Annotated in this window: 17 protein-coding genes; all 17 read right to left on the bottom strand. The window is 46.0% G+C overall.

The genetic code is table 11. The features are described from left to right. Positions 1 to 180: 180 nt before the first annotated feature. On the bottom strand, positions 181 to 2,628 hold the full coding sequence (locus C7460_RS07370; protein WP_245986234.1) for a TonB-dependent receptor domain-containing protein: 2,448 nt from the start codon (positions 2,626 to 2,628) through the stop codon (positions 181 to 183). After that, positions 2,621 to 3,946 carry an HTTM domain-containing protein gene (locus C7460_RS07365; RefSeq protein ID WP_245986232.1) on the bottom strand — a complete coding sequence of 442 codons (1,326 nt, stop codon included), beginning with the start codon at positions 3,944 to 3,946 and terminating at the stop codon, positions 2,621 to 2,623. The genes C7460_RS07370 and C7460_RS07365 overlap by 8 nt, the downstream gene beginning before the upstream one ends. Positions 3,947 to 3,957: 11 nt before the next feature. Continuing rightward, positions 3,958 to 5,052 carry an imelysin family protein gene (locus tag C7460_RS07360; RefSeq protein ID WP_115867453.1) on the bottom strand — a complete coding sequence of 365 codons (1,095 nt, stop codon included), beginning with the start codon at positions 5,050 to 5,052 and terminating at the stop codon, positions 3,958 to 3,960. Positions 5,053 to 5,117: 65 nt separating this feature from the next. Continuing rightward, positions 5,118 to 6,248 (bottom strand): DUF4856 domain-containing protein, encoded by a 1,131-nt coding sequence (locus C7460_RS07355; RefSeq protein ID WP_115867452.1) that lies wholly within the window; start codon positions 6,246 to 6,248, stop codon positions 5,118 to 5,120. Between the two features lie 147 nt (positions 6,249 to 6,395). Then, entirely contained in the window at positions 6,396 to 7,985 is a 1,590-nt protein-coding gene (locus C7460_RS07350; RefSeq protein WP_115867451.1) for a PepSY-associated TM helix domain-containing protein, read from the bottom strand. A 9-nt stretch (positions 7,986 to 7,994) separates the two neighbouring features. After that, the gene (locus tag C7460_RS07345) at positions 7,995 to 8,276 is read right to left on the bottom strand and encodes a hypothetical protein (protein ID WP_115867450.1); all 282 of its coding nucleotides are present in this window, start codon (positions 8,274 to 8,276) and stop codon (positions 7,995 to 7,997) included. A gap of 2 nt (positions 8,277 to 8,278) precedes the next feature. Then, on the bottom strand, positions 8,279 to 8,611 hold the full coding sequence (locus C7460_RS07340; RefSeq protein ID WP_115867449.1) for a hypothetical protein: 333 nt from the start codon (positions 8,609 to 8,611) through the stop codon (positions 8,279 to 8,281). A gap of 1 nt (position 8,612) precedes the next feature. Further along, positions 8,613 to 9,347, bottom strand: a complete 735-nt coding sequence (locus C7460_RS07335; RefSeq protein WP_115867448.1) for a DUF4198 domain-containing protein — start codon at positions 9,345 to 9,347, stop codon at positions 8,613 to 8,615. 67 nt (positions 9,348 to 9,414) lie between these two features. Continuing rightward, positions 9,415 to 10,650 carry a DUF4374 domain-containing protein gene (locus tag C7460_RS07330; RefSeq protein WP_115867447.1) on the bottom strand — a complete coding sequence of 412 codons (1,236 nt, stop codon included), beginning with the start codon at positions 10,648 to 10,650 and terminating at the stop codon, positions 9,415 to 9,417. Positions 10,651 to 10,658: 8 nt separating this feature from the next. Further along, a complete protein-coding gene (locus C7460_RS07325) occupies positions 10,659 to 13,019 on the bottom strand; it encodes a TonB-dependent receptor (protein ID WP_115867446.1) in 2,361 nt (786 codons plus the stop codon). Positions 13,020 to 13,160: 141 nt separating this feature from the next. Beyond that, the gene (locus C7460_RS07320) at positions 13,161 to 13,505 is read right to left on the bottom strand and encodes a DUF6686 family protein (protein WP_115867445.1); all 345 of its coding nucleotides are present in this window, start codon (positions 13,503 to 13,505) and stop codon (positions 13,161 to 13,163) included. 79 nt (positions 13,506 to 13,584) lie between these two features. Further along, positions 13,585 to 13,743 carry a hypothetical protein gene (locus tag C7460_RS23680; RefSeq protein ID WP_170147922.1) on the bottom strand — a complete coding sequence of 53 codons (159 nt, stop codon included), beginning with the start codon at positions 13,741 to 13,743 and terminating at the stop codon, positions 13,585 to 13,587. A 231-nt stretch (positions 13,744 to 13,974) separates the two neighbouring features. Next, positions 13,975 to 14,508 (bottom strand): ferritin, encoded by a 534-nt coding sequence (locus tag C7460_RS07315; protein WP_115867444.1) that lies wholly within the window; start codon positions 14,506 to 14,508, stop codon positions 13,975 to 13,977. Between the two features lie 136 nt (positions 14,509 to 14,644). Continuing rightward, positions 14,645 to 14,995 (bottom strand): hypothetical protein, encoded by a 351-nt coding sequence (locus C7460_RS07310; protein ID WP_115867443.1) that lies wholly within the window; start codon positions 14,993 to 14,995, stop codon positions 14,645 to 14,647. Beyond that, positions 14,992 to 15,141, bottom strand: a complete 150-nt coding sequence (locus tag C7460_RS24030; protein ID WP_221409475.1) for a hypothetical protein — start codon at positions 15,139 to 15,141, stop codon at positions 14,992 to 14,994. Before C7460_RS24030 ends, C7460_RS07310 begins: the two co-directional genes overlap by 4 nt. A 104-nt stretch (positions 15,142 to 15,245) precedes the next feature. After that, positions 15,246 to 15,389: a hypothetical protein gene (locus C7460_RS23675; RefSeq protein WP_170147921.1), complete on the bottom strand. Its 144-nt coding sequence runs from the start codon at positions 15,387 to 15,389 to the stop codon at positions 15,246 to 15,248. Next, positions 15,389 to 17,353 (bottom strand): ferrous iron transport protein B, encoded by a 1,965-nt coding sequence (gene feoB, locus C7460_RS07305; protein ID WP_115867442.1) that lies wholly within the window; start codon positions 17,351 to 17,353, stop codon positions 15,389 to 15,391. The genes C7460_RS23675 and feoB overlap by 1 nt, the downstream gene beginning before the upstream one ends. Positions 17,354 to 17,364 lie beyond the last annotated feature (11 nt).

The raw sequence follows: 17,364 nt of genomic DNA, 5'->3' as shown, positions 1-17,364 counted from the left end.
CAGGGTACCGTGAATTCCGTTGATCGTAAATGTATGAACATCCGTAAATATTACGCTAATAAGTTTCGGCGAGAAAAGGTAAAGGAATGATCTACCCCCCTCTATGGCGAATAGTACCCCGCTATAATTTGAGGTTTAGACCGATATTAAATTACCAGTTGTGCCCGGATGCTTCCAACATTAAAACTGAAACTCCAGGCCAAGATAGAAATTCCTTGGCTTGGCAGGAATTATTCCAGGACCGGGGTATCCTGCAGCCCGGCGCGTAAAATACTGCTCATCGGTCAGGTTATTGATGCCGGCCTCCAGTGTAAGAAACTTATAGGTATAGTTGGTAGAGATATCCATCACAAAATAGGAGGGGATGGTACCTTCTACAGCTGTAGGCACAGGTGGGTTGTTATCGGTATTGGATGCGTCAGAGTAGTGCTCCCGTACATAGGTATACATGTAGGAGAGCCCAAAGCGATTGCGTTTGTACGTGATACCGGTTTTGATATTGACCGGTGGCACCAGCTCTACTTCATTGCCTTGTATGCCAGGCTCAGCATTACTCAGGTAGCGTGAGTAGATCGCTGCAAAGTTGATAAAAGCGGTAAGTGTCTGTTTGTCTGGGTCGAGGGGTGTTTGAAACAACTCTATCAGGTCGCCTTCCAGATAGGATTCCAAACCGAAAATGGCTGCATCAGCTACATTGGTACGAAAGCGGAAGGTACGGTCTACCAGGTAATTGAACCTGGGATCTGGCTCTTTTTTCAGCACACTACCTATGCGGTTTTTGTAAGACAGGTAAAACAGCGAAACGTCATAGCGGAGCTTGCCCTGATTGGCACCTCGCATCCCCAGATCTGCATTAAAACCGCGCTCATCGTCGATGTTTTCATCTACTTTTAGAGAGGGGTTATCCACTCTGATGTCATTGAAATTGATGGCCCGGAAGTTTTGAGATATGTTGCCGTACAACTCCAACAGCTCATGGTGCTTATAACTCATCCCGATGCCCAGCAGTGCAAACGAACGTGGCTTCTGTTTATCTTCGGATACTTTTTCCTCATAGATAATGTTGCCGGCCAGATCTTCACGCCTGTCATAGTAGTAGCCTACTGCATCGGTACGGATGTGCTCAAAACGCACACCTGGGGTCACACTAAACTTGGGCGTGAAGTTGAACACGTTTTCAGCAAATAGGGCGATGTTTTTACTGGGAAACTCAAAATCAGAGTCTTCAGGTTCGCCGGGGTTTTGAAAGCTGAAATTGGGTTCGGCGCCCGCATAGCCTTCGCCTTGCTCACGGAGGGTTTTGCCAAAGTACAGCCGGTTGCCGAGCAACAGCACCGAGCGCTCACCTAATAGTGGATAGTGGTAAATCACCCGAAATTCATTGCCCCAGTTTTGGTAGCGGTCTTTGAGCAAATCTCGTGGCTGCTCCGGATCATCCGGACGGTCTATACGCCCCAGGTTTCCTACGGCATACCTGTTGGCGCCCAGCAAAAAGCTGCGGTTGTTGAATTTGAGCCTGGATGATACGCGGTAGTCCCACTCCATAGCAGTGAGGTCCCAGCCCACATCAAACCAGTTTCTGGCACGCTTAGACTGAGTAGGGTCCTGATAAAATTCACGATCGGTCAATCCTCCGGGCTGCTGCGCCAGGAATTTCATGTGTGTATGCTCCACCTTTACCGACAAAAACGGGTTAAAATTATAAGTAAACGATCCAAAGAAATTGTGCTGATCCTGCTGTGAATTGGGCCTCCAGCCATCACTGGTTTTGTATTGGTAAAAAGTATAATAATTGAGCTTGCCTACAGTGCCTCCCAGGCTATTGAAGCTACTAAAGAGTCCAAATGACCCCACAGTCTGGTTGCTGGTAAGTTCCACTTTTTTGTCTTCTGGGCCTTCTTTAAACTCAAAGTTGAGCATGCCGCCAAACTGCGTACCATACTGGAGGCCTGCAGCACCCCGTACAATCTCGATCCTGCGCAGTGCCTGTACGGGAGGCGTATAGTAGCTTTCGGGGTATCCCAGTGCATCTGCGGATATGTCGTATCCATTTTGGCGCACATTAAAGTTTGAAGTTCGGTTGGGGTTGAGCCCGCGGCCTCCAATGCCCAGGTTGATACCCGCACCATCATTTTCCCAAATATTGAGGCCGGGCACACGTGAGTATACCTGGCGGCCTACGTTGGCAGCCTTGTTGCCTATTACCTCGTCTATGCGGATAACTTCCGTTTTCTTGGCCTCATAGATGGCTGAGCCGGTCACAGACTCCAGCCACCCGATGCCCAGCTCTTCGCCGCGTGCATCCTCTACCATTATTTCGTCCAGCTCCGTGGAGAGCTCCGATAGCACAAAATCGATGCGATGCTTGCTGCCGACAGAAAAAGTAATATCTCTATAGGCTGCCTCGTAGCCCGGCGAAAATGCCACTACTCGATAAGCCCCCGGCTTCACTTTAGCGATTTGGTAAGTACCATCTTCACCTACCATGGCCTTGATGCCAGTGCCATCTACAAAAATAGTCCCTGACAGAGCTTGCCCTCGCTCGTCGGTAAGTATACCAGCAAGCTGCTGTGCCCAGCCTGGAAATACCACCACACACATTACCGCTATCGCCAACGCCCTAATCATATCTGCTTATCCAGGTTTTGTGTCTCCAATCGTTTCTTACTTCTGTCAAATCCACCTTCGGGTCAATAAATTGCCGGTTCGGTCGACCATTCAATGTGACATAAACTTCGGCCGTGATCACAGGATCTGTGAGCCCTTTGGCCTTGTAAATTTCTTCTAGCATATGTGCGTATTGCACAATCATGTCAGGTTGAGTAGCCATCATTTTTTCCTGCTGCTGGGTGAGGTACTCATAGTTTGGCACCAAAAACGCCTTTTCCTGCCCTTTGTCTTTCACATAAAACGAAGCCTGCCCTGCCTTCTCCATCAGCATCACACGCCATGAAAAACGGTAGCCCTCTTCGGTCCAAAACAGGTCACCGGGATACGCCAGGTAACGCATCGGCAACAGAAACTGTACTGCAAAATAACCTATAAAAAGCCATTTTATCGCTGGAGAAACGGCCGCATTGCTTTTGGGGAGAGGGGCTTGCCATCGTGTCCAGTTTTTGAACTGCTGCAACACACGCTGGTGCGACTCTGGAGAGAAGAAGACCGTAGTAATGGCTATCATGATGAAGGGAAACATCCCAATAGGAAATAACCACCAGGTCATCAGGTGAAAGATCACTACCGTGACATAGGCAGGCACCCGGCTTTTTTTCCATGAAAGCCAAAACGGGATGGTAGTATCATAGACCATCCCAAACCAGCTAAAAATATATGCCGTAAGCTTGTAGCGAAACAGCTCACCAATCACAGGCTGATAAACATTGGCCGCCAGCCACATTTTCATGGGCTGCGCACGCAGCAGCCAATCTGAGTTGATTTTAGCAATGCCCGCAAATACATACAGTATGGCCATTTGCAAGCGAAGTACTTGGATGAATATGCGGGGCGCTTCTGCAGTGGGTTTGGTGCGGCCAAACCTCACATCCCATGAGAAATCCTTGTGTGCTGGAATAAAAATCAGCAAAAAGCTGAGCAGGCTTACAAAATAGTAATGGTTCAGGTAGTTGGTCTTATCGAGCAGTTCCACATACGTGAAAAGGAGAAAAAATGCAGTGGTGGCTACCCGATAGTATGCACCTACCATGATCATCGTTGCGGCGAGTAGCATCGCTCCAAACACTACATACATCCCGTCGCCCGGCACTGGTTTCAGTCCTTCGATGAATGGAAAATACAGCTTGGGAGCTATGTACAAATCATAGATCCAACCATTGATCCAAAAGCGCAAAATGGACACTACCATCAGTGCCCCAAATAAAAGCCGAAAGGTTACCAACGGAGCGTTAGTAACCTTTTGAGATAAAGAGTTGCTATATCGTGTTGCCAATGCCAAGCGCATCAGTCCCCATCATTATCCTGATAGGTGATGACTACACCCATGGAGGATGCCATTTCCGTTTTAAACAGTACCACCAACTGTTGCATTTGTGCGAAGAGGTGTTCTACGGCTTCTTTGTTGGACTGAATCTGTGCTGGTAACGGGTCCTGAAGCTGAGCTGCGGCAGACAGCACCACCTGAAACTGCTGATCGATACGGTCCGCCAAATCTTCGTTTTCTGTAGTAGTGGCTTCTATACCTTTGAGGTAATCGTCAAATCCCGTGCCTTCACCACCTGTATAAAGTTGGTAATATGCCTGGAGGTTAGCATTGAGTAGCTCCACAGAATACCCGGCATAATAAGCTTCTACCGCATGCAGTACAGGCTCACCTAACGAGCGAATACCTACCGGGATGCCTACTTTGCCGTCTCGTGTGTTTCGCTCAAAATTTAGATTGAGCGCATTTACCATTTTTGACACTGAGCTTCCCACGTCTACACCAAACGACGACTCACTGGTAAACTGCGCCTGATAATTGTCCCCTTCTGCGCTCCATTCAGCAAGTACGGTGGCACTTACTTCAGCTATTTGAGCAGCCAGGTTGTCCATATATTGTGTGCGATTAGCGGAGAGACTTGCAATCAGCTCTTCATCACTTAAGTCTTCTGAGTAAAGTAAATACCCCAATGCCTGAAACCCACGAGCATCAGCATTGGCAAGGGTACGCAGGTCATAGCTACCTGATGAAATGTTTTGTTCTATCTGACGTGTATCTACCGGATAGATGTTCAGTATGCCTGATAGGTTGTTAGCCTCAGCCGGACCAAACTGAAAGGCAGCACAGTCTTGCCACGCCAGTCTTGCCGCTTTCAGGCTGACTCTGACATCAGTAAGCAAGTCCAGTGTAGGCTCACTGGTAAATGCCTCCATGTCAGACTGTAAAGAGGCCGTTTGCTCTGCCAGGTTTTGATATGCAGGCAATATGAGATCATCAGCAAAGTTTTCTAGCATGGGTCCCTGGTCAAAATCATTCATTTTGCCAAGAATATCTGTGTCGGTATCACAGGCAGTAAAAATGACCGCTACAAAAAGGATGTGTGCTAATGATCTCATAAAGTGCTGCAAAGATGTCTTATTTATATCAAATCTAAATAAGGAATCTATTTGTTTTTAATTGCTTACAATTCGTCTGCAATATCTTTTAGCGAAGGGTAAGTGGCTACTAGTGTAGATTTTGCCTTGTTTAGCCCTTCCACTGTCACCGTCCAGAAGTCTCCATCCGTACCGAAATCTTCCTCCAAGATTACTTCGATTTCAGCTGTAGAGATTTGCTTGTATGGGCTATACTTCAGCGCCAGCACAAATCCATAGCCCTCAGACAGGTGGTGAAAAAGGTTGCCCTGATCGGCATTGTTCAAGTCTGTAATGGATTCATTGATGTAGTGGATCGCTGTAGCAGCAGCCGTGATTTCAAACTGCTCATAGATGATGTCACGCTGGGCATCACGCTCGTCATAGTCTTTGTTTACGATAGCTGTTCTCCCTTTCAAAAAGGCGTCTTTCAAAGCTGTGGCACTACCCAAATAGCTTTCACGCCCGTAGGTATACTTGCCCCAAAACTGGTTGTCACCTTCCGTATCAAACTCAGGGTTAACACCCCAGTAGCCAAAAGCTTCATCCCAGTGATGCTCCATAGCCGTGTAGTTCTTGCCTTCGGACAATTCTTCATTTTCTACATCATTCCCAATCTTAGCGTCTGTGAGGTAGCTGTTGTAAATCTGATGTAGGAATGTAGCACCCATCAAGCCTTTTTCTATGAGCTGGGTATATTCCCACCCTTTTTCATCAACCAGTATTTTGTTGTCTGGGCTTCTGGCAATCAAACCTCCCTGACCTTCGGCTGCATCACCAGCATCTACGCTCACAGTTGCTGCAGAAGAAAGGATGTCTTTGAAAAACTCTACGTCAGCTACAAAGGTCTTATTCTCCAACTGCTTGGTACTTGCGTTGAGTGTAGCATCTTCGAATGGATCGTTTTCGTTGGCAAACATGTTGAGCAGCTTTTGCTCATCAAGTGTAGCTCCCTCATGTGAAGTAGCGATATAGCTCTTTAGCTCTGCCAGCATGTTGAGTCGAGCAGTTTGTCCTGAGTAGTCTACAGAAGACTCTCCATTGCGTGTAAACTCATAAGTAGATGGCACTGCTAGCTGATCATCTTGTGGCTGTGGATCATCACTATCCTCGCAGGAAGCGAAAAGGACCAGTAGAGTGATTGCGAATAAGCTGGTTAGTTTGTTTTGTATTTTCATAAGTGTGAAACTATTATTTGGATCAGTTCTAAATAAGGGCAAAGTTGCATCAGGATGAGTGCCGTATCAATCGCTATAGGTAGGCAAATATTTAGTAGCTAGCACTAGCTATCTATCACTAGAAGTAGTGATTTCATAATTGGGTGTTTAGCTTGTACCCCCTGATTTCTTATTTGTTGGGACATCAGCGCTTCGCAGACCGAATACCACCATCAGCACTATAATTGACGTAATGAGCCAGAAAGCATCTACCACGAACAGTTGAATTTGCTGTGCATGGAAAGTATTCCAAATCCAATTTTGTGTGATGCATCCATTTACCACAGGTACGAGTAGGCCCATCAAACCACCTGAGAGCAAACAGTATCTTGTTGTGAAAAATCGGTTGCCTTTGATGGAAAAAACTACAGACAATAGCAACCATGGAATCATAAAAGCCTTGTATATCAGCAGATAGTGTTCTGGATTTCCCGGGCTTCCGAGCAGCTTTACTACTAAAAACGAAAACGCAGTAACCGGATACATGCTAAGCGAAATGGCCACAAAAATGTTAGCCACCCGGTGGTTTGCTTTACGCTTCCAATCGTCATTGCTTTTCTTATCACGAGCCTCTACCCAGATCAGTACTCCAGAAAGAATCACAAAACAGGTAATTATCCCAAATAAAAAGTAAAGTACTTTCAATGCATAGCCCCCAAAATTGCCATAATGAAGCTGGATCATTAAAGATTGGAAGGCAGAGACAAAGGGCGGCTTATGGAAAGGTTCATGCAGCACCCGCATTTTTTGTAGATGAAAATCATACACTATCTGCCCAAAGCCCAACATTTTGTGTTTCACCTCAGGCGCTACATTTACGATCAGCTGCATGCTGGCATCTCCATAGTTTTGGATTTGGACTTGATCCACTAGTACATGTTCCCAACGCCCAACCAACTCATTCATCAGCTCATTATAGCTAAAATCATAAGGTGTAGGATTGTATTCAAATGGTTTGGGGTCTACGGATACTTCCAATGCCTCAGCTGCCTTATCACTCTGGCCTTCGAAAAAATACTCTCCAGCCATGCCAAGCATCACCGTGCCCCCAATGATCAGGGCGGCGCCTGTCATGGCGTACACAAATTGAAACGGTAACCCAAGAACACCCAGAGCTGTGTGTGCATCGGTCCATATGGTTTTGAGTTTTTTCCCTGGTCTAAACACAAAAAAGTTGGTGACAATCTTCTTCCAATGGATAATCACCCCAGTGACTATGGCAAACAAGAAAAACAATGCCACAAACCCAGACAGCAAATAACCATAAGGGTACGGAATCTGAGCAAAAAAATGAAGCCGGTAAATAAACTCCCCCAGTGTAAAATCTTCAAAGTAGCTATAGCTTTTCTGGGTAACAGGATCGTGATAAAAAAATGCTCTGCGGCGGGCACCAGGAGACACTGATGTATCTGCCGACGGAGAAATATCCACCGTGACTCTGCGCTCTTGATGAATCTGGCTGAGCGTAACAGTACGACCATATAGCTCATGACGTGCCTCCAGGGTATCCATGAGCGCATCAAAGTCTACGGCCATTAGGGTGTGGTGTATGATGGGCTGATCACGCTCCCAGTTGATAATGTCATCACGAAAAAAGCTAATAGACCCGGCAAAAAAAATGACATACAAGGCCACACTAATGACCAGGCCACTTACCGTATGCGTATGAAAGAGGACGTTATAAATGCGTTTGCTCATCTGTGGGTGTCAGTTTAAAGCATAGCAAATAGCAGCCAATACCAATACGCCAAAGAGGTAGATGCCCCAGGCAGTCCAGCCATTCTTAAACAAAAAGGGTACAATGAGTAGGCCACACCACAGCACAAAGCCTGCAAATTTCAGCGTGATCAACACTGGGCCTACGGGTATCCAATGGCCTGCGAGCATAAATAATAAGCTGGTGAGCATATACCCGCCAATAAGTCCAGAAGTGATTTTGGCCAATCGCTGATGAAAAGAAGCGGACAGGTATTTCTTGTTTGCAGGCATATCTATAGGGCCATTTCTAAGCAAAAGGAAACCACATAAAGCACTAGCACCATCCGTCTGGATACCAACCTCAAAGGGGAAATAAGGACCACTAAACTACCCAATACAGAGATGGTCATCACAAAAGCCATACTGCCGGCGCCTACTCCCAGGGCATATACATAAGATAATAGCCCGGAAAACAAGACACAGATACTCACAACTTTCATTTGCTGACGGTAGCTTCTGGCCCAACTTTCCAATTGGTTTTTAGATGTCCCCAGTGCTGCACGATCCGAAGATTGATAAGCCAGCCAAAACCCGAGCAATGATACCAACGAGCTAATCGTAACCATACTAGAGCGTAATAGCATAGGTGGCACAATGCCAAACAAACTCATAATCTTCTCCGCGATATGTACCGGGTACCTGCTCGCTATAAGTCGTCTCTATCGTATAGGTGGTAGCCCAGGGCAGGCGAAAACTAATCGTTCCAGTCTCATCAGATTCCAGCTTTTTTGACCACAGGTCAGCCACAAAAATCGTCACTTCCTGATCTGCAAATGGCTCCCCTTTGAAGTATACCTGAAGGGATACTTCGCTATTTTGCCTCGCTACCTGATCGGTGGTATTTACCAAAGCAAGTCCGTTACTGTTGGTCGGCTGAGTAGCCAATACTTGTTGCCCTACTACCACTTTGGCTGTAGCATGATAATGTGTTTTGAAAATTCCAAAGTCATATTGAGTATAATCGATTACCGGGATCTCGTCATTGTTCATCGTCACCGTGTAGGTGCCCTTTTCTTTAGGGATGAAGCTCCCCACAAATGCATTCTCGCCCGCCTCCACGTCGATATGCTCTTTTTGCCCGGATGGGCTCACCACCCAAAGTTTAAAGTATTTCACTCCGGCAAATGTCTCGCTATTGGGGTCTTCTATGGCACCGTAGGTGTATTCACCAAAGTAGACTTTCACCTGGTGCGACTTGTTGAGCTTGCCTATTTCAGGAGTTTCTATCCAGAGGTAGTGGGCCATACCCAGGTAGCTCATCAGACATAGTAGTAGGGAAAAAAGTAGGGATCGGAAATTCATGGATTTGGATTTTAAACCACCATCACAAGACTGAGCCTTGTGATGGTGGTGAGGAACGATGATTGGGTTATTCTTTTAGCGAAAGGATCGCCTTGGCATAGTTGCCGTCTACAGTGGCACCTTCTACGGCGGTTTCGCTCTGCGTATCTATTTTGTAAATGCCAGCATAGCTGCTATTGCTTACTCCAAGGTATACCGTATTGCCTTCCACCAGATGAGGGGTATTCCATCCACCACCACCTTTTGGTACATTGTCTAGCAGGGTAAAAGTGCCGGCATGCAAGTCCACTATGCCCGTAGAGAGCAGCGGCGAAGTAGAAGTAGGTGCATATGCCGCCCACAGGTAATCAGCATTGGTTTCTTCTTCCTGAAGCACACGCACCACAGCTTTTCCATTTCCGGCATAGATCAGGTCATTGATCTTATACCCTCCGCTGAGTGTCTCAAAATCGATGTAAAATGAATCATCAAAAGCTGTCTCACCGCTACGAATCCTTAGAATGGCCGAGTTATTAGCTGGCACGGGAGCAAACCCACAGGCAAGAGAAGAAGACGAAAATGTGTAAATATCTCCGTTTTCATCCATCTCCAGAGCGTTGTGGCTATAGTACCTGCCAATATTTGCTGCACGCTCATCGGTAATCTCTTTTTCAAAAGTCAAGTCTGGATAACTAAATACAGCTACACGAGCCACATTTGCTGAAGGTGTAGAAAAATTGCCATTGGCATGAATGTGATAATATGAGATAAAAAGCTTATCGTCACGCACCTTCATGTCTGTAGGAAAAGCCAGCAAGCTATCCGCCTCAATGTCACCAAACGTAGTAGAAACAGTTCTGGCAATAGCCATGGACTGCAAATCCACCACAAAGATCTTCTTTGCAGAAAAGCCAGCACGTGGGGAACTTGTAATTAAGAGCGTGTTTTCATCCACGAAATCGTAGGCATACGTTTGTTCATCCAGAAAAAAACTTTCCCCTTTAGCAAGCTGCCCATCTATGAGCTCATAGGCAATAAACTCAGGAGCAGATGTATAGCCAGTAGCTATAATCTTGTTCTTTCCTTGCAGAAAAGTCATCCATACGGGCTGCTCAAAACCATTGTTGACTGGAGAAATTACTCCTTCATCCAACGAACTGGCTATTGCCAACACATCCGATGCAGGGTCGGTAGCAGCTTCTATACCCACGTAATAATTGGCCTGCACCGCAGGAGTGTCAGGACCATCCTCTACACAGCTCCACAGTATCATGCCTAGCATTAGGGCAAGCAGACCATTGAGATATTTCTTTGTGTCTATCATTTGTATGTTCAATTAATAAAGTATCTGAATTTTAAATTGTAAGTCCTGCCAGGTCGGAGCTGAAGGAAGTTGTCATATACTTCAGCATCCCAAAGGTTGGCAATACCAAAAGAGGTATTGTAGCGTCCATTTTTTATGCTATAAACTATGTCCAGGTTAGTGGTCCATTGCTGGGGTACGGTATCTTTTCCCTGGCTGGCCAGATTGGGCCAACGGTAATAGAAAGCACCCACATAGCGCTGAATTATTGAGGCCGACATCTGGTCATGCCCAAAGAAGCCTCCTCTTCGGTATGACACTGTCACATTACCAAACAGGAACGGCTCATTTGGTACCCGAACTTTGTATTGTGAATTGGCTACACCTTCTGCTCCATTTCGCCATTTGTTTAGGTCCCGCTTGTCTAAATAGGTGCCATTGGCAGCAAAGGCCAACCCACTTTTTAGCTGATAGCTCATACCCAGGTCTACTCCGGCAGAGCGCACTATACCATTGTTGATATGGCTGGCTTTGATCCCTTTTACCAGGGGTAAAATAAAGTCCTGCGCATCTCTTACGAATCCATTGACAGACAACATAAAGGGATTGGCTCCGGCACGAGAATAGATAAACCCAAGGTTGTAGTTGTTGCTTTGCTCGGGTAGCAACGAAGGGTTAGGGGTATAATTGAGCCCATCACCAAACAGCTCTATCAACTCAGGAAAGCGTGTGGCATTTTCGTAGCTGGCCTTTAGCTGCCACTCACGTAGCTGCAGAGTGGAGGTGACTCCATAGCCCATATACTGCTTAGTGGCTTCAAATGGCAACACCTCAGAGCCCTGATAGTTGGTTTCGAGGGAGGTTACCCGATACCGGTAATACTTGCTAAAAAAAGTGTTTTTTAGCTTCTGACTAAAAAAACTTTGGGTATAGCTAAAGCCAAATACCTGCTTGGCAACTGTGCTGGGATTGCTAAACTGGGTGTTGTTTTCTGCCTTAAAGCGATCACTTCCTTTCACATTGAGGTGGTTGAGGCTATAGTTGACCGCCACGTTATGATTGGCAGCCAGCGTATATTCAGTATTGAAATTGGCCAGGTAATTGTCCAGGTTTAGATTGAGTAAGGTTTTCCGATTTTCTACCTCACCTATGGCTGTGTTTTCGCGGAGTGTGCGCTCACCAAACCAGTCATACCTGTAGCTGCTGGTATCTATAGAAAGGCTATTTGATGCTACTTTGACCAGGTAGGCCCTAAGACTAAGCCGGTCATTTAGCAAGCCTGATTTTTTATAAGAAAGGTTGGTGATGATTTTTTCCTCCTGAGCGGCCACTTCACCATAGGGGATTTTGGCCTGACCTACGGCATTGGCAGGTTGCTGCAGTTCTTTGTAATTGTCCGAATACATAAGCCCCACCATCAGCTGGTCCGCAAATGATGTGCCTACAAATCCTACCTCAGCCCAGGCCATTTTGGAGGTATAGCCATCATGAAAGCGCTCCACCCACGTGGGTTCACCTTCCTCCTTGCCTGTTTCAAAATTCACCAGGTTTACGGGGACTTCATAGTTGTTGTCAGCCGTATTATAAAAGGACTTTAGTCGTACAGTAAATCCATTTTTGGCATTTCTATGCTGTCCATTTAGTGAAGCGATGTGCGTATTGAATGACCCTACCGAGTAGGAAGCGTCCAAAAATGAATTGACATTTTTGCTCGTTACTACATTGATAGCCCCACCAAGTGCATCAGAAGAAAGGTGGATAGGCACCACACCTTTGTAGACTTCTATTCGGTCTATCAGGTTTGCCGAAAAGTTGTTGAGAGACAGGGAAGAACCGAAGTAATCCATGGGCACTCCATCTAAAAATAAGCGCAGTTGATTGCCTGAAAGGCCATTAAGTGAAAGGGAAAAATTGGACCCAAGTCCCCCTGACTGACGGATGTTTACCCCAGAAATTTTCCCCAGTATGTCATTGGCATTGGTTGACAGGTTTTTAAACCCTTTGGAACTGACTACTTCTACTGCATAGGCTTGCTCTCGAATTTCAGTGGCTGCGGATTTCCCAACAATTTGTACCGCTGCCAGCTCCGTAGTTGATTCTTTGAGTGTAATTGGAGAGAGCTTTGTTGGTTGATCGACATCTACGGTTATCTCTTGACTTTGAAAACCAACTCCCGAAAGTATCAACTGCCACTGTCCTTTTTCTATATCGTCAAGTTGGAACTTGCCTTCATAATCTGATGAGGTGCCCATAGAGGTACCTTTCACCGTAATGGTTACCCCCGGAATCCCTTCTCCTGCTGGGTCCAGCACCTGACCAGTGAGCGAAAATTGAGCCATGGCCTCAGCAGCAACAATGAGCAGACTAATGGTGACAAGTACGTTTTTCATAGGGAATTGAAGTCGTTATTTAGATCATTTCTAAACAGCGATGCAAAAGTGAAACGACCGTGGCGATATGTCAATCGCTAGTTATCAGGGTTTTGGTCATCACTAGTGTTAGGTAGTTTCACTATTTCTAGGGATGGACCCCTAGTTATTCTTAGGGATATCAGGGGTCATGAGCGCCATGGCCTCACGAACCAGTAATGCATTACTAAGCAGTTGTATGATTGCATTTACTTCCTCAGGCAAAAGCAATAGCCCCACGCTGCTGGACTGGTTCTTTAGCAAAACCTTCAACCCATCTGGTGTCTGTCGATTAAAGTCTTCAGGCCTTAATGACTGCAACAAGCTTTGAAAGCTCACCAGCTCACCCGAAGAGAAAACCACCGAAGCTGAACCATGCACGAGTGAGTAGCATGCACAGCTTTTGCACCAATACACGATACTTTTAGAGGTAGATACCAATTCACACTGATCACCGATAGCACACATAATTTGGTAAAGTTTGTGCCTCACGGGGACGCCTATTGCGCCCCCTGAGGGCTTGCGGTTTAACTAAAATGAACTCCAATTAGCGAGCATTGGCCTTTTGAAGGTCTTTGAGTCTGTGGATTAGGTAGGGGCAATTACTCTTTTTTATTGCTTTGGTTAGCTCTAGCTGTTTTTGCTCGGCTGTGCCTTTCTGGTGAAGCTCTGAAAAAAACCGATCGAATGCTGAAATGTCCTGCATGGCCGTTATCAATTATTTACAGTACAAAAGTGAGGAGAATAATGCCTGCTGTCAATCGCCAGTTGTAGGGGAATTTTGATGGCTAAAGGTAGGGAGGGGTGACTAGGAGTAGTGAAAGCCCCGAAAGGGGCTCAGCTAAAAATTGTGTCCTGGTACGCAAAAAAGGAGGCAATAAAAAAAGGAGAACCGTTGCCAGCTCTCCTTTTTCTAAAATCTAATCTTTACTTGTAATCAGCCTTCGGCTGCATCGTATTTCACATCCAGGATGCGCTCTTCGATCATACCAAGCGCAATCTTGTCTTCACCGAGCACGTCAAACAGCTCCAGGCATCTACGCGACACATATTCCTCTTCGATTTGCTCCTGTACAAACCATCTTAGGAATTCTTCTGTAGCCAGATCACCTACCTTGCGGCAAAGGCGCACCATGTCGTGGATCGAATCAGTAACGGCGATTTCCATTTCCAATGCTTTTTCAAATACACTTCTCAGCTTTTCAAACTCATGCTGAGACTCTCCCACTGCAGGTGAGATAGCATCACACTCCATGTCTACCAGATACTTGAAAAACTTCATCTGATGCTCACGCTCCTGATCAGACTGCTTAAAGAAAAACTCCGCACAGTTGTCATAGCCGCGCACATCGCACCAGGCAGCCATTGCCAGGTAAGCCGCAGATGACTGGGCTTCCATTTGTACCTGTTTGTTGATAATATCTACTACCTCGTCTTTGAGTACTGAATGTCTTCTGAGTATGTCTTTCATTACTTTTTGCTTTTCAAATTATAGTGGCATCTCGCCAAAATGGGACTATCCGTCCCTACTTAGTAACCACAAAAGAAAAACAAAAGTTGATCACGGGCAGGATCAAAAGTCAATTTGTAATAAGTCTAAGTAAAGACTAGAAGGGTCTTCGAACCAACTGACGGTGAATCATGCTGTTGAGTTCCAGCATGGTAAAAGCGCCAGCAAACAGCTCTTTGAGCTCCAGCACGTCTTCTATGGTAAAAGCAAAGATGCGATCACAGTGTGGCATGTGTACGATCTCTACATCAGGAGTCTCAGAGTCAAGCAGCTTCACCAGGTCTATCTTCTGGACTTTACGTTTGAACGTAATGAGCTCACAGGCTCTAAAATGAATAGAATCTCCTTTGAATTGAAGGATATAGCGCTCCAGCTCATCGCACTGATGCAGTGAGCTATGACTTGTTTCGAATAAAAGTTGTTGTGAATCGCTAGTTACCTGACTCATATTTTAGGACACTTCTTACAATGACGACCTTTCTTCTTGTACTTTTTACAGCACTTCTTAAAGACGCATTCTCCCTGCTCCATAGCACTTTTACCATCCAATGGATGAAAAAACTGCTGCTCCTGATCTGATGTATCGTGAATCATTTATTTAGAATAATTCTTAATAGCAAAATTCGCTCTTTGCAAGCTAGGGTACAATAGCTACCTATAGGTAAAATTTATATCACTAGAACTAGTGAGTGAAAGCCCTAAGCGCGCTTACGAGCAACTTCGTTGGCCGCACACTTTTCACAGCCCGGCTGGTCAGTGCCGCGCACCAGATTGAAGATTTTGCGTCCTAGAAAAAATGCAGCTCCTATAGCGAGGGCCGCCACAAGAATGAATTGTATCATTAGCTGAGTAATTGATAAGTGATGAGGGCTGCTACATAGGCAAGCCCCGTCATGTATACTAGCTGTATAAATGGATATTTCCAGTTTTTAGTTTCACGCAGCACGATTGCCAGGGTACTCATACACTGCATGGCAAATGCATAGAAAATCATCAGTGACAATCCAGACGCCAGTGTATACACAGGCTCACCTGTCAGCCGGTTGGTTTCATTCCGCATGCGCTGAATGAGGGTTTCTTCTGAGTCAAAATCCTCGCCTATACTATATATAGTCGCCATAGAACCTACGAATACCTCACGTGCCGCAAAGGAGGTGATCAGAGCAATGCCTATCTGCCAGTTATACCCTAAAGGACGGATGGCCGGCTCTATAGCATGCCCTACTATACCTATATAGGAGTTGGCAAGTGCCACAGAGGATACTTCTTTCTCATAATCCGGCACCTCAGCTTCAGTAGTGGGTTTAGGTATTTGGCTGACAGCCTCTTCTATGCGGTCACCAGGACCATACGATGCCAGCACCCATAAGATGATCGAGATGCTAAATATGACTTTTCCTGCATCAAACACAAACAATCTCACCTTTTCCCAAAGGGTAATCACCAGGTTGTTCCAGCGGGGCATCTTGTAGAGTGGGAGCTCCATAACCAAAAAGCTCTTCTGCTGGCTTTTGACTATCCACTTGGATACCAGTGCTGCCAGCAGAGCCGCTACCAGACCGATCAGATATAGGCCCAGCAGTACAAGCCCTTTGAGGTTAAACGGACCAATGTATTGGTCTGGTACTACCAAAGCGATGAGTAGTGTATAGACCGGTAGTCTGGCTGAGCAGCTCATCAGTGGCGTCACCATGATGGTAATGAGTCGCTCTTTCCAATTGTCTATGGTACGTGTAGCCATGATGGCCGGTATGGCACAGGCTACACCTGAGATCAGCGGCACCACACTCCGGCCATTGAGCCCAAAAGGCCTCATAAACCGGTCGAGTATAAACACCACACGGCTCATGTATCCGGTCTCTTCCAGGATGAAGATAAATGCAAAAAGCAGTGTGATCTGTGGAATAAAAATCACCACACCTCCGAGCCCTGGTATAATCCCTTCTGCCAACAAGTCTGTAAAAACACCCGGAGGTAACGCATCCTGCACCCAGGCGCTTGCTGACAAAAACAGTGTGTCGATCAGATCCATAGGCCATTCGGCCCAGGCAAATATCGCCTGAAAGATCACAAGGAGCACTCCCAAAAAAACCAGATAACCAAACACCGGATGTGTCAAAAACTTGTCTACTTTTCGATGACGCTCTACAATGGAGCCACTCACCGGCTTTTGCTTCAGTACAAAAGTCAGCAGCTGACGTATCTTTTTATATCTGTTTTCTACTCGAGCCTTGCGCTCATCAACATTATCGATCAGAAATTGACCTTTGTCAAACTCCCCTCCTAAAAAGGGCTCGCTAGCAACAGGCGGTGCATCATGGATGACTTCTTCCATAAGCACCTCCATACCCTCTCCGGTCCGAGCGATAATCGGCACTATTTTGATACCGCCAAGTACTTCAGATAGCTTTTGTGTATCTATGACTAGTCCCTTTCGGTCTGCCACATCTGTCATATTGAGAGCCATAGTTACGGGCACTCCCAGATCCATTACCTGAGTAAACAGAAGAAGGTTACGCTCCAGGTTGGAGGCATCCACCACCACGAGTATGCGATCCGGATAGTCTGCATGATCAGGATTTCTGAGTATGTCATAAACGACCTCTTCATCCTGGGTTTTGGGGTAGAGCGAGTAGATACCCGGCAGGTCTATCAACTCATGGCTGACATTTTCATGTTTCAAATAGCCCACTTTTTTGTCCACCGTTACTCCGGGGAAATTGCCTACTTTCTGGTTGAGGCCAGTAAGCTGATTGAATACAGATGTCTTTCCTGAGTTGGGGTTGCCAACCAATGCTATCTTCATGGATGTGCGCT

It is taken from the genome of Marinoscillum furvescens DSM 4134, from assembly GCF_003386095.1.
GTDB classification, from domain to species: Bacteria; Bacteroidota; Bacteroidia; order Cytophagales; family Cyclobacteriaceae; genus Marinoscillum; species Marinoscillum furvescens.
Note: the sequence above shows the minus strand (reverse complement) of the source record. Positions and strands in the feature narration are given on the sequence as shown.

Bases quoted from the DNA above. Each gene is read 5' to 3' on its own strand.
- C7460_RS07350 (WP_115867451.1), bottom strand. From the start codon at position 7,985: ATGAGCAAACGCATTTATAACGTCCTCTTTCATACGCATACGGTAAGT.
- feoB (WP_115867442.1), bottom strand. From the start codon at position 17,353: ATGAAGATAGCATTGGTTGGCAACCCCAACTCAGGAAAGACATCTGTA.
- C7460_RS07320 (WP_115867445.1), bottom strand. From the start codon at position 13,505: ATGTGTGCTATCGGTGATCAGTGTGAATTGGTATCTACCTCTAAAAGT.
- C7460_RS07310 (WP_115867443.1), bottom strand. From the start codon at position 14,995: ATGAGTCAGGTAACTAGCGATTCACAACAACTTTTATTCGAAACAAGT.
- C7460_RS07370 (WP_245986234.1), bottom strand. From the start codon at position 2,628: ATGATTAGGGCGTTGGCGATAGCGGTAATGTGTGTGGTGGTATTTCCA.
- C7460_RS07315 (WP_115867444.1), bottom strand. From the start codon at position 14,508: ATGAAAGACATACTCAGAAGACATTCAGTACTCAAAGACGAGGTAGTA.
- C7460_RS07340 (WP_115867449.1), bottom strand. From the start codon at position 8,611: ATGGTTACGATTAGCTCGTTGGTATCATTGCTCGGGTTTTGGCTGGCT.
- C7460_RS07360 (WP_115867453.1), bottom strand. From the start codon at position 5,052: ATGAGATCATTAGCACACATCCTTTTTGTAGCGGTCATTTTTACTGCC.
- C7460_RS07325 (WP_115867446.1), bottom strand. From the start codon at position 13,019: ATGAAAAACGTACTTGTCACCATTAGTCTGCTCATTGTTGCTGCTGAG.
- C7460_RS07355 (WP_115867452.1), bottom strand. From the start codon at position 6,248: ATGAAAATACAAAACAAACTAACCAGCTTATTCGCAATCACTCTACTG.
- C7460_RS23680 (WP_170147922.1), bottom strand. From the start codon at position 13,743: ATGCAGGACATTTCAGCATTCGATCGGTTTTTTTCAGAGCTTCACCAG.
- C7460_RS07345 (WP_115867450.1), bottom strand. From the start codon at position 8,276: ATGCCTGCAAACAAGAAATACCTGTCCGCTTCTTTTCATCAGCGATTG.
- C7460_RS24030 (WP_221409475.1), bottom strand. From the start codon at position 15,141: ATGATTCACGATACATCAGATCAGGAGCAGCAGTTTTTTCATCCATTG.
- C7460_RS07335 (WP_115867448.1), bottom strand. From the start codon at position 9,347: ATGAATTTCCGATCCCTACTTTTTTCCCTACTACTATGTCTGATGAGC.
- C7460_RS07330 (WP_115867447.1), bottom strand. From the start codon at position 10,650: ATGATAGACACAAAGAAATATCTCAATGGTCTGCTTGCCCTAATGCTA.
- C7460_RS23675 (WP_170147921.1), bottom strand. From the start codon at position 15,389: ATGATACAATTCATTCTTGTGGCGGCCCTCGCTATAGGAGCTGCATTT.